At 67.6% G+C, this 13,930-nt stretch carries 9 protein-coding genes; all 9 read right to left on the bottom strand.

Going from position 1 to position 13,930, the window contains the following annotated elements:
* Window positions 1-247: 247 nt before the first annotated feature.
* The 9 genes from ABD108_RS04290 to ABD108_RS04330 all read right to left on the bottom strand — a co-directional run bounded on the left by ABD108_RS04290 (window position 248) and on the right by ABD108_RS04330 (window position 13,913).
* Window positions 248-4,204, bottom strand: coding sequence for a DNA-directed RNA polymerase subunit beta' (locus ABD108_RS04290; protein ID WP_343929503.1), 3,957 nt, complete (start codon window positions 4,202-4,204; stop codon window positions 248-250).
* Between the two features lie 30 nt (window positions 4,205-4,234).
* Complete coding sequence (gene rpoB, locus ABD108_RS04295) at window positions 4,235-7,747, bottom strand: DNA-directed RNA polymerase subunit beta (RefSeq protein WP_220656547.1); 3,513 nt, start codon at window positions 7,745-7,747, stop codon at window positions 4,235-4,237.
* Between the two features lie 427 nt (window positions 7,748-8,174).
* Window positions 8,175-9,365 (bottom strand): ABC transporter ATP-binding protein, encoded by a 1,191-nt coding sequence (locus ABD108_RS04300; protein ID WP_220656548.1) that lies wholly within the window; start codon window positions 9,363-9,365, stop codon window positions 8,175-8,177.
* Window positions 9,366-9,591: 226 nt separating this feature from the next.
* On the bottom strand, window positions 9,592-9,987 hold the full coding sequence (rplL, locus tag ABD108_RS04305; protein ID WP_220656549.1) for a 50S ribosomal protein L7/L12: 396 nt from the start codon (window positions 9,985-9,987) through the stop codon (window positions 9,592-9,594).
* A gap of 96 nt (window positions 9,988-10,083) precedes the next feature.
* A complete protein-coding gene (rplJ, locus tag ABD108_RS04310) occupies window positions 10,084-10,614 on the bottom strand; it encodes a 50S ribosomal protein L10 (protein WP_220656550.1) in 531 nt (176 codons plus the stop codon).
* Between the two features lie 272 nt (window positions 10,615-10,886).
* Complete coding sequence (locus tag ABD108_RS04315; RefSeq protein ID WP_343929504.1) at window positions 10,887-11,369, bottom strand: TIGR04338 family metallohydrolase; 483 nt, start codon at window positions 11,367-11,369, stop codon at window positions 10,887-10,889.
* Window positions 11,366-12,271, bottom strand: a complete 906-nt coding sequence (locus ABD108_RS04320) for a hypothetical protein (RefSeq protein ID WP_220656552.1) — start codon at window positions 12,269-12,271, stop codon at window positions 11,366-11,368. The genes ABD108_RS04315 and ABD108_RS04320 overlap by 4 nt, the downstream gene beginning before the upstream one ends.
* Window positions 12,268-13,095, bottom strand: a complete 828-nt coding sequence (locus ABD108_RS04325) for a hypothetical protein (protein ID WP_343929506.1) — start codon at window positions 13,093-13,095, stop codon at window positions 12,268-12,270. Before ABD108_RS04325 ends, ABD108_RS04320 begins: the two co-directional genes overlap by 4 nt.
* Window positions 13,092-13,913, bottom strand: coding sequence for a DUF2786 domain-containing protein (locus tag ABD108_RS04330; protein WP_220656554.1), 822 nt, complete (start codon window positions 13,911-13,913; stop codon window positions 13,092-13,094). The genes ABD108_RS04325 and ABD108_RS04330 overlap by 4 nt, the downstream gene beginning before the upstream one ends.
* Window positions 13,914-13,930 lie beyond the last annotated feature (17 nt).

The raw sequence follows: 13,930 nt of genomic DNA on the forward strand, positions 1-13,930 counted from the left end.
ACCTCACCCGCGGCCACTCCCCTCCGCCGGCCTCATCCGCTGCCGGCTACCGGCCGCGGATAGCACTACCGGCAGCGGGGACAAGGGCTGGGGCGTCGCCGCGAACGATTCTGCAGCCCCCGAAGCGCTAGCGAAGTGGGCGAAGCCCAGCGAACGGCGACGCCCCAGACCAGCGCGAGCCCCCGCACCGTCGGACATGAAACGGCCCCCGACCGCAAGGGTCGGGGGCCGCATTCAGCTAGCTACTTCACCGGTAACCGTCGGAGAAGCCGTAATCGTCGAGCGGCACCGCGGCACCGGACGGGGCGCCGAACGCACCCTCCGGACCGTAGTACTGATCGTCGAAGGTCGGCACCGAGTACGCGGCCGCACGGGCCTCCTCGGTCGGCTGCACCTGGATGTTCCGGTACTTGGCGATGCCCGTACCGGCCGGGATGAGCTTACCGATGATCACGTTCTCCTTGAGGCCCACCAGCTTGTCGGAGCGGGTGTTGATCGCGGCGTCGGTGAGCACGCGGGTGGTCTCCTGGAAGGAGGCCGCCGACAGCCACGAATCCGTCGCGAGCGACGCCTTCGTGATGCCCATGAGCACCGGACGACCGGCCGCGGGCTCGCCGCCCTCGGCCACGACCCGACGGTTCGCGGCCTCGAACTCGGCACGCTCGGTGAGCGAACCGGGCAGGAACTCCGTGGAACCCGAATCGATGATCGTCACGCGACGCAGCATCTGGCGCACGATGGTCTCGATGTGCTTGTCGTGGATGGACACACCCTGCGACCGGTACACCTCCTGGACCTCGTTGACCAGGTGCACCTGCACCTGACGCGGCCCCATGACGCGGAGCACCTCGTGCGGATCGGCAGCGCCCTCGAGGAGCTGCTGACCGACCTGCACGTGGTCACCGTCGGCCAGGAGCCGCTCGGTGCCGTCGTCGTGCTTGAAGACGCGCAGGCGCTGACGCTTGCTGATCTTGTCGTACACGACCTCTTCACTGCCGTCGTCCGGCGTGATGGTGATCGTGTAGAACCGATCGTCGTCCTCCAGGCGGATGCGGCCGGAGACCTCGGCGATCGGGGCCTTGCCCTTGGGGACACGGGCCTCGAACAGCTCGGTGACTCGCGGCAGACCGCCGGTGATGTCGTCACCGACGCCACCCTGGTGGAAGGTACGCATGGTCAGCTGCGTGCCGGGCTCACCGATCGACTGCGCGGCGACGATACCGACGGCCTCGCCAATGTCGACGAGCTTGCCGGTGGCCATCGAGCGGCCGTAGCAGGTGGCGCAGACGCCGGTACCGGTGGTGCAGGTGAGCACGGAGCGCACCTTCACCTCGGCGACGCCGGCCTCGAGCAGCGCCTCGATCTGCGGGTCACCCAGATCGTGGCCACGCTCGACGATGACATTGCCCTTGGCGTCCTTGGCGTCCTCGGCCAGGGTGCGGGCGTACGCCGAGGTCTCGACGTGCGCATCGCGGATCAGCGAACCGTCGGCCTGCACCTCCGCCAGCGGCACGATGATGCCGCGGGTGGTGTTGCAGTCGGTCTCGCGGACGATGACGTCCTGCGAGACGTCCACCAGACGACGGGTCAGGTAACCCGAGTCGGCGGTACGGAGCGCGGTATCGGCCAGACCCTTACGAGCACCGTGGGTGTTGATGAAGTACTCCAACACCGTCAGGCCCTCACGGAAGGACGACTTGATCGGACGCGGGATGAACTCACCCTTCGGGTTCGTCACCAGGCCCTTCATGCCGGCCAGGTTCCGCACCTGGGTCATGTTGCCCGTGGCACCCGACTTCGGGATCATCGTGATCGGGTTGTCTTCGGGGTAGTAATCGTCGATCGCCTTACCGACCTCGTCGGTGGCCTGCTTCCAGATCTCGACCAGTGCGTCGCGACGCTCACCGGAGGTGAGGGCACCGCGGGCGTACTTGCGCTCGATACCGTCGGCACGCTCCTCGTAGCGGTCGAGGATCTCCTTCTTGCTCGGCGGAACGAGCACGTCGGACATCGACACCGTGACACCCGAACGCGTGGCCCAGTAGAAGCCGGCGTCCTTGAGCTTGTCGACGGTCTGCGCCACCACGATCATCGGGTACCGCTCGGCCAGATCGTTGATGATCACGGCCTGACGCTTCTTCGGCATCTGCTCGTCGACGAACGGGTAGTCGATCGGCAGCAGCTCGTTGAAGAGCACCCGGCCCAGCGTGGTCTCGGCCGTCCAGGCCTGACCGCGCTCCCAGGCACCGTCGAACTGCTCGGCCTCGACCTCGGCCGGCGGACGCTGCTGCGTGAGCCGCACCTTGATCGGCGCCTGGATCGACAGCTCGCCCAGATCGACCGCCATGATCGCCTCGGCCGGGCTCGAGTAGACACCCGTCTCCGGCTGATCCTTCTTGGCCGCCGTGTAGGCGCCCTTCGCATCGGCCTTCTCGGTGGTCAGGTGGTACAGACCGGTCACCATGTCCAGACGGGGCATGGCGAGCGGACGACCCGACGCCGGCGACAGGATGTTGTTCGAGGACAGCATCAGGATGCGGGCCTCGGCCTGCGCCTCCGCGGACAGCGGGAGGTGCACGGCCATCTGGTCACCGTCGAAGTCGGCGTTGAAGGCCTCACAGACGAGCGGGTGCAGCTGGATGGCCTTGCCCTCCACGAGCTGCGGCTCGAACGCCTGGATGCCCAGACGGTGCAGCGTGGGAGCACGGTTGAGCAGCACCGGGTGCTCGGCGATGACCTCTTCGAGGACGTCCCACACCTGCGGACGCTGCCGCTCGACCATGCGCTTGGCCGACTTGATGTTCTGCGCGTGGTTCAGATCCACCAGGCGCTTCATCACGAAGGGCTTGAACAGCTCGAGCGCCATCAGCTTCGGCAGACCGCACTGGTGCAGCTTGAGCTGCGGGCCCACGACGATCACCGAACGGCCCGAGTAGTCCACGCGCTTACCGAGCAGGTTCTGACGGAACCGGCTCTGCTTGCCCTTGAGCAGATCGGACAGCGACTTGAGCGGGCGGTTGCCCGGTCCGGTGACCGGACGGCCGCGGCGGCCGTTGTCGAACAGCGCGTCGACCGACTCCTGCAGCATCCGCTTCTCGTTGTTGACGATGATCTCGGGCGCACCCAGATCGATCAGTCGCTTGAGGCGGTTGTTGCGGTTGATCACGCGGCGGTACAGGTCGTTCAGGTCGGACGTGGCGAACCGGCCACCGTCGAGCTGGACCATCGGGCGCAGCTCCGGCGGGATCACCGGCACCGCGTCCAGGACCATGCCCAGCGGCGAGTTGCCCGACTGCTGGAACGCCGCCACGACCTTGAGTCGCTTGAGCGCGCGCAGCTTCTTCTGGCCCTTGCCGCTGCGGATGACCTCGCGCAGGATCTCGGCCTCGGCGTCGATGTCGAAGTTCTCGATGAGCTTCTTGATCGCCTCGGCACCCATGGCGCCCTTGAAGTACTCGCCGTAGCGGTCCTGCAGCTCACGGTAGAGCTTCTCGTCGACGATCATGTCCTTCGGCGCGAGCTTGACGAAGGTCGTCCAGATCTCGTCGAGCTCGTCGATGGCACGCTGCGCGCGGTCGCGGATCTGCCGCATCTCCCGCTCGCCGCCGTCCTTGACCTTGCGGCGCTGGTCGGCCTTGGCACCCTCGGCCTCGAGGACGGCCAGGTCGTCCTCCAGCTTCTTGGCGCGGTTCTCCAGATCGACGTCCCGCTGGTCCGCGAGGACCTTCTTCTCGGACTCGATCTCGGCCTCGAGCGTGGACTGCTCGTTGTGCCGCTGCTCCTCGTCGACCTCCGTGATCACGTAGGCGGCGAAGTAGATGATCTTCTCGAGATCCTTCGGCGCCAGGTCCAGCAGGTAGCCCAAGCGCGAGGGAACGCCCTTGAAGTACCAGATGTGGGTGACCGGAGCCGCGAGCTCGATGTGGCCCATCCGCTCACGACGCACCTTGGCGCGAGTGACCTCGACGCCGCAACGCTCGCAGATGATGCCCTTGAAGCGGACACGCTTGTACTTGCCGCAGTAGCACTCCCAGTCGCGAGTAGGTCCGAAGATCTTCTCGCAGAACAGGCCGTCCTTCTCGGGCTTGAGCGTGCGGTAGTTGATGGTCTCGGGCTTCTTGACCTCGCCGTAGCTCCAGTTACGGATGTCATCGGCGGTCGCCAGACCGATCTTCAGTTCGTCGAAGAAGTTAACGTCGAGCACTTCTCTCCTTATTCGTTCGGTTGGCGTGGGCTAGTTCGCGAGGTCTTCAGCGGAGGCGTTCTCGTTGCGCGAGAGGTTGATGCCGAGGTTGGCAGCAGCGCGCTCGAGATCCTCGTCGTCGCTGTCGGCCATCTCGATCGCGGCACCGTCGCTCGACAGCACCTCGACGTTCAGGCAGAGCGACTGCAGCTCCTTGAGAAGCACCTTGAACGACTCCGGGATACCCGGCTCGGGGATGTTCTCGCCCTTGACGATCGCCTCGTACACCTTCACGCGGCCGACCACGTCGTCCGACTTGATGGTGAGCAGCTCCTGCAGGGTGTAGGCGGCGCCGTACGCCTGCATCGCCCAGCACTCCATCTCACCGAAGCGCTGACCACCGAACTGCGCCTTACCACCCAGCGGCTGCTGCGTGATCATCGAGTACGGGCCGGTGGAACGAGCGTGGATCTTCTCGTCGACCAGGTGGTGCAGCTTGAGGATGTACATGTAGCCGATCGCGACCGGGTACGGGAAGGGCTCGCCCGAGCGACCGTCGAACAGGGTCGCCTTGCCGTCGGCGCCGACCATGACGTCGCCGTCACGGTTGGGCAGCGTCGAGCCGAGCAGGCCGGCCAGCTCCTCGTCGCGGGCACCGTCGAACACCGGGGTGGCGGTGTTGGTGTCCTTGGGCTGGCTGTACATCTCCTCCGGCAGCGCCGAAGCCCAGTCCGGGATGTTCCCCTTCTCGTCGCGCACGTCCCAGCCGGTCTTGGCGACCCACCCGAGGTGCGTCTCCAGGATCTGGCCGATGTTCATACGACGGGGCACACCGTGGGTGTTGAGGATGATGTCGACCGGGGTGCCGTCGGGCAGGAAGGGCATGTCCTCGGCGGGCAGGATCTTGCCGATGACGCCCTTATTGCCGTGGCGGCCGGCCAGCTTGTCGCCGTCCTGCACCTTGCGCTTCTGGGCCACGTACACGCGGACCAGCTCGTTCACGCCGGGAGCCAGCTCGTCGTCGTCCTCGCGCGAGAACACGCGGACGCCGATGACCTTGCCGGTCTCGCCGTGGGGCACCTTCAGCGAGGTGTCGCGCACCTCGCGCGCCTTCTCACCGAAGATCGCGCGGAGCAGGCGCTCCTCCGGGGTCAGCTCGGTCTCGCCCTTCGGGGTGACCTTGCCGACCAGGATGTCGCCGTCGCGGACCTCGGCGCCGATGCGGATGATGCCGCGCTCGTCGAGATCGGCCAGCACCTCATCGGAGACGTTCGGGATGTCCCGGGTGATCTCCTCGGCGCCCAGCTTCGTGTCGCGGGCATCGATCTCGTGCTCCTCGATGTGGATGGACGTGAGCACGTCCTCCTCCACCAGGCGCTGCGAGAGGATGATCGCGTCCTCGTAGTTGTGGCCCTCCCACGGCATGATCGCCACGAGCAGGTTCTTGCCCAGCGCCATCTCACCGTTGTCGGTGCAGGGGCCGTCGGCCAGGACCTGGCCGATCTCGACCCGCTGACCCGCGGAGACGATCGGACGCTGGTTCGCGCAGGTGCCCTGGTTCGAGCGCGCGAACTTGCGCAGACGGTGCGTCTTGCGGGTGCCGTCGTCCGCCATCACGGTGATGAAGTCGGCCGACACCTCCTCGACCGCGCCCGCCTTCTCGGTGATGATCACGTCGCCGGCATCGACCGCGGCGCGCAGCTCCATACCGGTGCCGACCAGCGGCGACTCGGAACGGACCAGCGGCACGGCCTGACGCTGCATGTTCGCGCCCATGAGGGCACGGTTGGCGTCGTCGTGCTCGAGGAACGGGATCATCGCGGTCGCGACGGAGACCATCTGACGCGGCGAGATGTCCATGTACTCCACCGCGGAGACCGGGACGAACTCCACCTCGGAGCCGCGCTTACGCACGAGCACCTTCTCGTCGGTGAGACGACCCTTGTCGTCGGTCGCGGCGTTGGCCTGCGCGATGAAGAAACGGTCCTCCTCATCGGCGGTCATGTAGGTGATCTCGTCGGTGGCGACACCGTCGGTGACCTTGCGGTACGGGGTCTCGATGAAGCCGAACGGGTTGACCCGCGCGTACACCGACAGCGAACCGATCAGGCCGATGTTCGGGCCCTCAGGGGTCTCGATCGGGCACATGCGGCCGTAGTGGCTGGGGTGCACGTCGCGCACCTCGAGGCCGGCGCGCTCACGCGAGAGGCCACCGGGGCCGAGCGCGTTGAGACGACGCTTGTGGGTCAGGCCCGAGAGCGGGTTGTTCTGATCCATGAACTGCGAGAGCTGCGAGGTGCCGAAGAACTCCTTGATCGCCGCCGAAACCGGGCGGATGTTGATCAGGGTCTGCGGGGTGATCGCCTCGACGTCCTGCGTGGTCATGCGCTCGCGCACCACGCGCTCCATGCGGGACAGGCCCACGCGGAGCTGGTTCTGGATCAGCTCGCCCACGGTGCGGATACGACGGTTGCCGAAGTGGTCGATGTCGTCGACCTCGACCGGCACCTCGACGCCGCCCGGCACCGTCATGTAGGTCAGCTGCTCCGCCGGAGCGTCGTGCAGACGCACCAGGTACTCGACGATGGCGACGATGTCGTCCTCGTTGAGCACGTAGGACTGGGTGCCGTCCGGGTTCGCGGGCAGGCCCAGCTTCTTGTTCAGCTTGTACCGACCCACGCGGGCCAGGTCGTAGCGCTTCTCCTTGAAGAACAGGTTCTCCAGCAGGGTCTGCGCCGACTCCTTGGTGGGCGGCTCGCCCGGACGCAGCTTGCGGTAGATGTCCAGGAGCGCCTCGTCGGTACCGGCGGTGGCGTCCTTCTCCAGGGTGGAGCGCATGATCTCCGAGAAGCCGAAGCGCTCGAGGATCTGCTCGCTGGTCCAACCGAGCGCCTTGAGCAGCACGGTGACCGGCTGACGGCGCTTGCGGTCGATGCGCACACCCACGGTGTCGCGCTTGTCGACGTCGAACTCCAGCCACGCACCGCGGGCCGGGATCACCTTGACGCTGTGCAGCGGCTTCTCGGTGGACTTGTCGATCGTCTCGTCGAAGTACACACCGGGCGAACGGACCAGCTGCGAGACGACCACGCGCTCGGTGCCGTTGATGATGAACGTGCCCTTGTCCGTCATCATCGGGAAATCACCCATGAAGACGGTCTGCGACTTGATCTCGCCGGTGTTGTTGTTGATGAACTCAGCGGTGACGAACAGCGGCGCCGCGTACGTCATGTCCTTGTCCTTGCACTCCTCGATGGAGGCCTTGACCTCATCGAAGCGCGGGTCGGAGAAGGAGAGCGACATCGAGCCGGAGAAGTCCTCGATCGGGGAGAGCTCCGCGAGGATGTCCTCGAGACCGCCGGTCGGGTTGGCCTCGCCACGCGACGCGGCCTTCTCACGCCATTCCGGGGAGCCCACGAGCCACTCGAAGGAATCGGTCTGCACGTCGAGCAGGCCGGGAACCGGGAGGGGCTCGGAGAGCTTCGCGAACGAGACGCGCTTCGGGGCCCCCGGGACCACGGCGTTCTGATCGTTCTGAGTCTGGCTGGAGACGGAGACTGCCAAGATGCGTCCTCTGCTGTGCCTAGTTACGTTGCCAACAAGGCTGACGGCAACCCGCAGAGAAAACGCCCTCGTAGAGGAACAGATATTCAGATGGGCAGGAGGCAGCCAGCGCAACGTCCAACATTAGCAGAGAGAGACTGGGGCTGCAAGGGGCAGTCCACACTAGGCCCCGATGGGGCCTGACGCAAGGACCGTGCGCGAGATTCCATCGAACATCCGATGCATCGGATCTCCGGGCTGGCCGCCATGGAGATCCGACGTCGCGGTGCACGTCCTGCCGATAACTGTGACCCGGATTCTGGCGAACGTCAAGCGAAACCGCCGTTCTCTTCGAAAATCACGTGAGAGCGGACCCGTGTTCGACGGCGCCGGACAGTCGAACGCCGAGCGCACCCGCATCGGGTGCGCTCGGCGTTCGGGACGGGCGTCAGTTCTGGGGATCGACCTTCGGCAGGTGATCGGTGGGGTTCTCATCCGAATCGAGCGGGACGATCACCTCGTAGCCCGTGGACTCGGTGCCCGCGGGGTACTCCGCGACCTGCGCCTGCTGCGTCTGGATCGGGACGGTGGCGGTATCGCCCGCGCCCTGTCCCGCCGCGACGATGTGCGCCTGCACCGTGTTCTGCGCGTCCTGCACATCCTCGTCGCCGAGGTCCTTGAGGATGGCCGCCTGCGCCTTCGGGGGCAGCGACGGCAGCATCTCGCGCACGCGTGCCTTGCGCCGCGCCACGCCCTGCCGCACCGGCATACCCGGCGTCGGCTGCATCTGCGGGGCGATCTCCTCGATCAGCTCCACACCACCGTGCGAGTGGCCGGCCGCGACGCGCTCGGCCTCGGCCTCCATCTGCGCCTGGTCCTTCTCCTCCGACATGCCGATCGGGCCGATCATCGAACCGGTGAGGAACTGCTTGACCACGGGCTCCTCCGAGGTCAGCAGCACCTCGCGCGGGCCGAACATGACGAGCCGCTTGAGGAAGAGCATGCCCATGTTGTCGGGCACCGTGCGGGCGATGTTGATGTTGTGCGTCACGATCAGCGTGGTGCAGTCGATCTGCGCGTTGATGTCCATGAGCAGCTGGCTGGTGTAGGTGGTACGCACCGGGTCCAGACCGGAGTCCGGCTCGTCGACCAGCATGATCTTCGGGTCCAGCACGAGGGCGCGGGCCAGACCGGCGCGCTTGCGCATACCACCGGAGATCTCACCCGGGAGCTTGTCCTCGGCGCCGATCAGACCGACCATCTCGAGCTTCTCCATCGTGATCTGACGGATCTCGCTCTCCTTCTTCTTCGTGTGCTCACGAAGCGGGAAGGCGGTGTTGTCGTAGAGGTTCATCGAGCCGAAGAGGGCGCCGTCCTGGAACAGCACGCCGAACATCTTCCGGATCTCGTACAGCTCGGAGCTGGAGCACGTGAGGATGTCGGTCCCGTCGATGATGATCTCGCCCTCCTCGGGACGCAGCAGACCGATCAGGGACTTCAGGAACACCGACTTACCGGTACCCGACGGTCCCAGGAGCACGGAGACCTCGCCGGCGGGCAGGGTGAGCGAGACATCGGTCCAGATGTTCTGGGAGCCGAACGACTTGGTCAGGTTCCTGGTTGTAACTTCGACACCCACTGTCGAGCCCTTTCTTCACGCACCCCGTCGACGGTCCACGCCGTCGCACCGAAGGTGTGGCTCGCGCCACACGGACATTCTCGACGACAGTACCTCAGTGGTACAGCGCCGTGGTATCTGACCTGCGTTTCGCTACCGCAAAGGTTCGCGGGCGTTCTCCCGCAGAAAACGCAGAACGACCCCGTCGCACGAGGCGACGGGGCCGTTCAGGCGTACGCGTACGGTCTTACTTGACCGAGACGGTGGCGCCGGCCTCTTCGAGCTTGGCCTTCGCAGCGTCGGCCTGCTCCTTGTCGACCTTCTCCAGGATCGCCTTGGGCGCGCCCTCGACGAGGTCCTTGGCCTCCTTCAGGCCGAGGCCCGAAACCAGCTCGCGGACGACCTTGATGACCTGGATCTTCTTGTCGCCAGCGCTGTCCAGGATGACGTCGAACTCGTCCTGGTCGGCAGCGGCACCGGCGTCGCCGCCGGCAGCCGGGGCAGCACCGGCAGCCGCGACGGCGACCGGAGCAGCAGCGGTGACCTCGAAGGTCTCCTCGAAAGCCTTCACGAACTCGGAGAGCTCGAGCAGGGTGAGCTCCTTGAACTGGTCAAGCAGCTCGTCGGTGGTGAGCTTCGCCATGGTGGCGTCCTTCCGTTAAGTCTTGCTCGCTGATCCGCGAGGCAAGGGATGTGGTCCCGGGCGCGGAACGTCCGGGGGTTCGCTGGATCAGCGGTATTACTGGGCAGCCTCTTCGGCGGCCTTCTTTTCCTGCAGCGCGGCGGCCAGACGGGCCACCTGCGAGGCGGGAGCGTTGAACAGGCCTGCGGCCTTCGCCAAGTTGCCCTTCATGGCACCGGCGAGCTTGGCCAGGAGCACCTCACGCGACTCGAGATCGGCGATGCGCTCGACCTCGGCCACGGACAGCGCCTTGCCGTCCATGTAGCCGCCCTTGATGACCAGGGCCTTGTTGTCCTTGGCGAACTTCTTGATCGCCTTAGCGGCGTCGACCGGCTCACCCTCGATGAAGGCGATCGCGGTCGGGCCCTCGAACAGCTCGTCCAGGCCCACGACGCCGGCGTCAGCCGCGGCGCGCTTGACCAGGGTGTTCTTGGCGACGGAGTAGGTGGTCCCCGCCCCGAGCGAACGACGCAGCTCAGTGATGGAACCGACCGACAGCCCGCGGTACTCGGTGACCACGGTGGCCGTGGACTTGGAGAACTGCTCGGCGATCTCAGCGACTGCTGCGACCTTTTCGGCGTTTGCCATACTTCGCCTCCTCTCTACGTGTCTTCCGACGGAGAAGGTTCGGGCCCGAAACGACGAGAACCCCGGCGCAGGGCGCACGGGGTTCGTATGACACATGCCGGGGCATGTGGCGGAAGCCTCGTCCTCCTGCGTGGGTCGCCGGCTCGGGGCCGAACCTTCGATCGGGCTCGCGCCCGATGACCGACGGTCTGTGGTGGAACGATCCGGTTGGCACCGGATTCCGAGAGTCCAGAGTACTCGGAAAGTGGCACGCCACAAAATCGAGGCTGGACCTACCCCACGGCCACCCCGGACTCGGTGTAGACGATCCGCAGGGCCAGGCCCGCCTCCGGCCCCATCACCCGCGCGGCCAGGTCCACGAACGCGGCGGTGAAGACGCCACCGTGCGCCGCAGCGTCACCGTCGCTCTCGGCCACCAGGTGATGCGCGAGCTCGTGCAGGATCACCAGCTCACGCAGGGCCCAGGCACCGTCGCGCCCGTCCGGGACGGCGATGGTGGGCACCCGGCCCGCGCCCCGCTCGTAGTGCGCCCCGGCGGCGCCCGCCCGGGAGCGCACCCGCACCTGACCCGGCGGCACCACCCGGTCGACGTAGGCCTGCACCGAGGCGGTCGAGCCGAACCGAGCCTCGGGCGGCAGCGTGAGCGGCACGCCGAGAACGTCGACGGTGCGCCCGCCGGCCGCGTGCTCGAACAGACCGCGGATCAGTTCCTCGGCCGCGTAGACCGCGGCCCGCTGCGAGTCCCTCTCCGTCACACGTCCTTCGCGACCTTGAGCTGCTCGGTGACCGACTTGAGGACGGCCGAGATGTCGGGGAAGCCGATCGGCTCCACCAGCAGGGCGTAGGTCTGCGGCGCCGACGCCACCACGATCACGGTGACGATGTCGCCCGGGGTGGTGACGCCCTGCGTGGAGACGAGGATCTTCGCCGAGACCTTCGCGGCCGGCACCCCGTCGACCGTGACCGCCTCGGGCTGCGACAGATCGGTGATCCGCGGGTTCGTCGAGTTGTAACCGGCGCCGGCGGCGATGCACGGCATCATCCGCGATGCCGCGTCCTTCGGGTCGAGCTTGGAGCTGAAGTTGGTCTGCCCCACCTCGGCGCCCGCCTGCCAGTTCTGGCCGGGGATCGCCTGCTGCAGTCCCGCGGCGGCCTTGCTCTGCGCGTAGACCGTGTACGTCTCCTTGACCCAGCCGGGCGCCGCCGAGATCGGGAAGGACAGGGGACCGGAGACCACCCGGTCGCTCACGTCGGACGCCTTACCCGTGCCGGGCAGGCCGCAGTCGATCTCCCCCGACGGCGCGGACGTGGCGGCACCGGCGCTCGGGTTCGCAGACGAATCCGACGAGCCCGACGGTCCGGTGAGGAGCACGACCGCCGCCACGACCACCGCGATCACCAGCACCACCGCGACGCCGATCGCGATGTACAGCGGGGTGCGGTTCGGCTTCTGCGGGGGCTGCCCCGGGTACTGCTGGTAGCCGTACGCGGGCTGACCGTAGCCGGGTTGCTGCGAGTATCCCGGCTGCTGGCCGTAACCGGGTTGCTGTCCGTAGGGCTGGTAGGGCTGCTGGCCGCCGTACGGTTGCTGCTGCGGGTACTGCTGGTAGCCGTCCTGAGACGGGTTCTGCCCGTACGGATCCTGCGGGTTGCTCATACGTCTCGCGCCACCTTCAGCTGGTCGAAGATCTGCTGGGCCACCGCTGCGCGCGCCTCGTCGCCGATCGGTGTATCCGACATGAAGTATGCCTGCGGAGCCGAGTCGATGACCACCACAGTCACGATGTCGCCCGGGAAATTCAGGCCCTCTTTCTGCACCAGCACCCGTGCGGTGACGCGGGACGCCGCCACCCCGTCCACGGTGACCGCCTGCGGTTCGGTGAGGCCCTCCACCCGCGGCGAATACCGGGCGTAGCCCGCGCCGGCGGCGATGCACGGCACCATGCGCCGCGCGGCTTCCGCGCTGGTGATCTTCGAGGTGAAGGTGGTGAGCCCGATCTCGGCGTGCGCCTGCCAGGACTGCCCGGGGATCGAATCCCGCAGCCCCTGGGCCAGGGCGCTCTGCGCATAGGCGGTGTAGTCCTGCGGGATCCAGGTGGGCGCGGCCGACACGGGGAAGGACAGCGGGCCGGCCACCACGCGGTCGGTGATCGGCACGGTGGGGCTCTCCCCGGGCAGGCCGCAGGACGCCTCCGTCGTGACGGTCGACGGTGCCGCGTCGGTCCCGCCCTTCGTGTCCCGCGTGAGCACCACGGCCACCGCGGCCACGGCGACCACCAGCACCAGCACGACCGCCGCGCCCGCCACCCACCACACGGTGCGGTTCGGCTTCTGCGGCGGAGGACCGGCGGCGGGCGCGCTGTACTGCGCGTAGGGATTCGGCGGTTGCGCGCCGTGATACTGCGGGCCCTGATTCTGCGGGCCCTGATTCTGCGGGCCGGGGTACTGCGGCCCCGTCGGCCCCGGGTACGGCCCCGTCATCGGCCGGCCCCCGGACGGAGCGCGCCCCGCGCCCCCGGCAGTTCCTGGTGCGCACCCAACCGCGCCGACCGACCGGCCCGGTCGCCGGCGCGCCGCGCACCGTCGGAGTAGCCCGCCGAGGCGGCCGCGCCCCGCCAACTCCCCCGCGCCGTGGACTCGGCCTCGTAGAAGGACACCAGCTCGAGTTCCTTGTCGCGCAACGCGATCGTGGTTCCCGGCTCGTCGCGCCGGGTGTGCTCCTTGGTCTCCTCCGCCCGCGCCTCCGCGAGGCGCACGCCGATCCGCGCCGCGAACGCCGACTGGAAGTTGATCCGCGCCGTGACCCCCGCGACGGGCTTGGTCTCGACCCACCGGCGCCGGGTGCGCCGATCCTCGTAGAGCTGCTGCACCGTCTCCGACTTGTAGGCGCCCGACCGGATGTACGCGTCCGAGGCGCGCACCATCTGGATCACCAGCGAGGCGTACAGCGCCTCGCACGCATCGATGTCCTCGGCGAAGCCGTAGGCGAAGACGAACGTGGAGTTGGACGCGATATCGCAGCGCACATCGTTCGACCCGGCGATGGCCACGAACAGCTCGACGAAGGTGCGCAGCCCGCGCCGCCCCGCCTCCCCGATCCGGACGGTGCGCTGCTCCGGCGTGGCGCGGGCCCGCTCCCGGCCGCGCTGATGCGCACGCGCCAGCGCGAGATCGATCGAGGCCGACGTCGCCAGCCGCTGCGCCGCCTCGGTGAAGGTGGCCGCCTCGTGCTCGTTGTCGGTGCCCTCCGCCTGCCGCAGCAGCGCGCCGATCCGGGCGAGCAGCTTGTCGTCGTCCATGGACGCGAGATTACCCA

It is taken from the genome of Tsukamurella strandjordii, assembly GCF_039525985.1.
GTDB classification, from domain to species: domain Bacteria; phylum Actinomycetota; class Actinomycetes; order Mycobacteriales; family Mycobacteriaceae; genus Tsukamurella; species Tsukamurella strandjordii.

Bases quoted from the DNA above. Each gene is read 5' to 3' on its own strand.
- rplL (WP_220656549.1), bottom strand. From the start codon at position 9,987: ATGGCGAAGCTCACCACCGACGAGCTGCTTGACCAGTTCAAGGAGCTC.
- rplJ (WP_220656550.1), bottom strand. From the start codon at position 10,614: ATGGCAAACGCCGAAAAGGTCGCAGCAGTCGCTGAGATCGCCGAGCAG.
- ABD108_RS04320 (WP_220656552.1), bottom strand. From the start codon at position 12,271: ATGAGCAACCCGCAGGATCCGTACGGGCAGAACCCGTCTCAGGACGGC.
- ABD108_RS04325 (WP_343929506.1), bottom strand. From the start codon at position 13,095: ATGACGGGGCCGTACCCGGGGCCGACGGGGCCGCAGTACCCCGGCCCG.
- ABD108_RS04330 (WP_220656554.1), bottom strand. From the start codon at position 13,913: ATGGACGACGACAAGCTGCTCGCCCGGATCGGCGCGCTGCTGCGGCAG.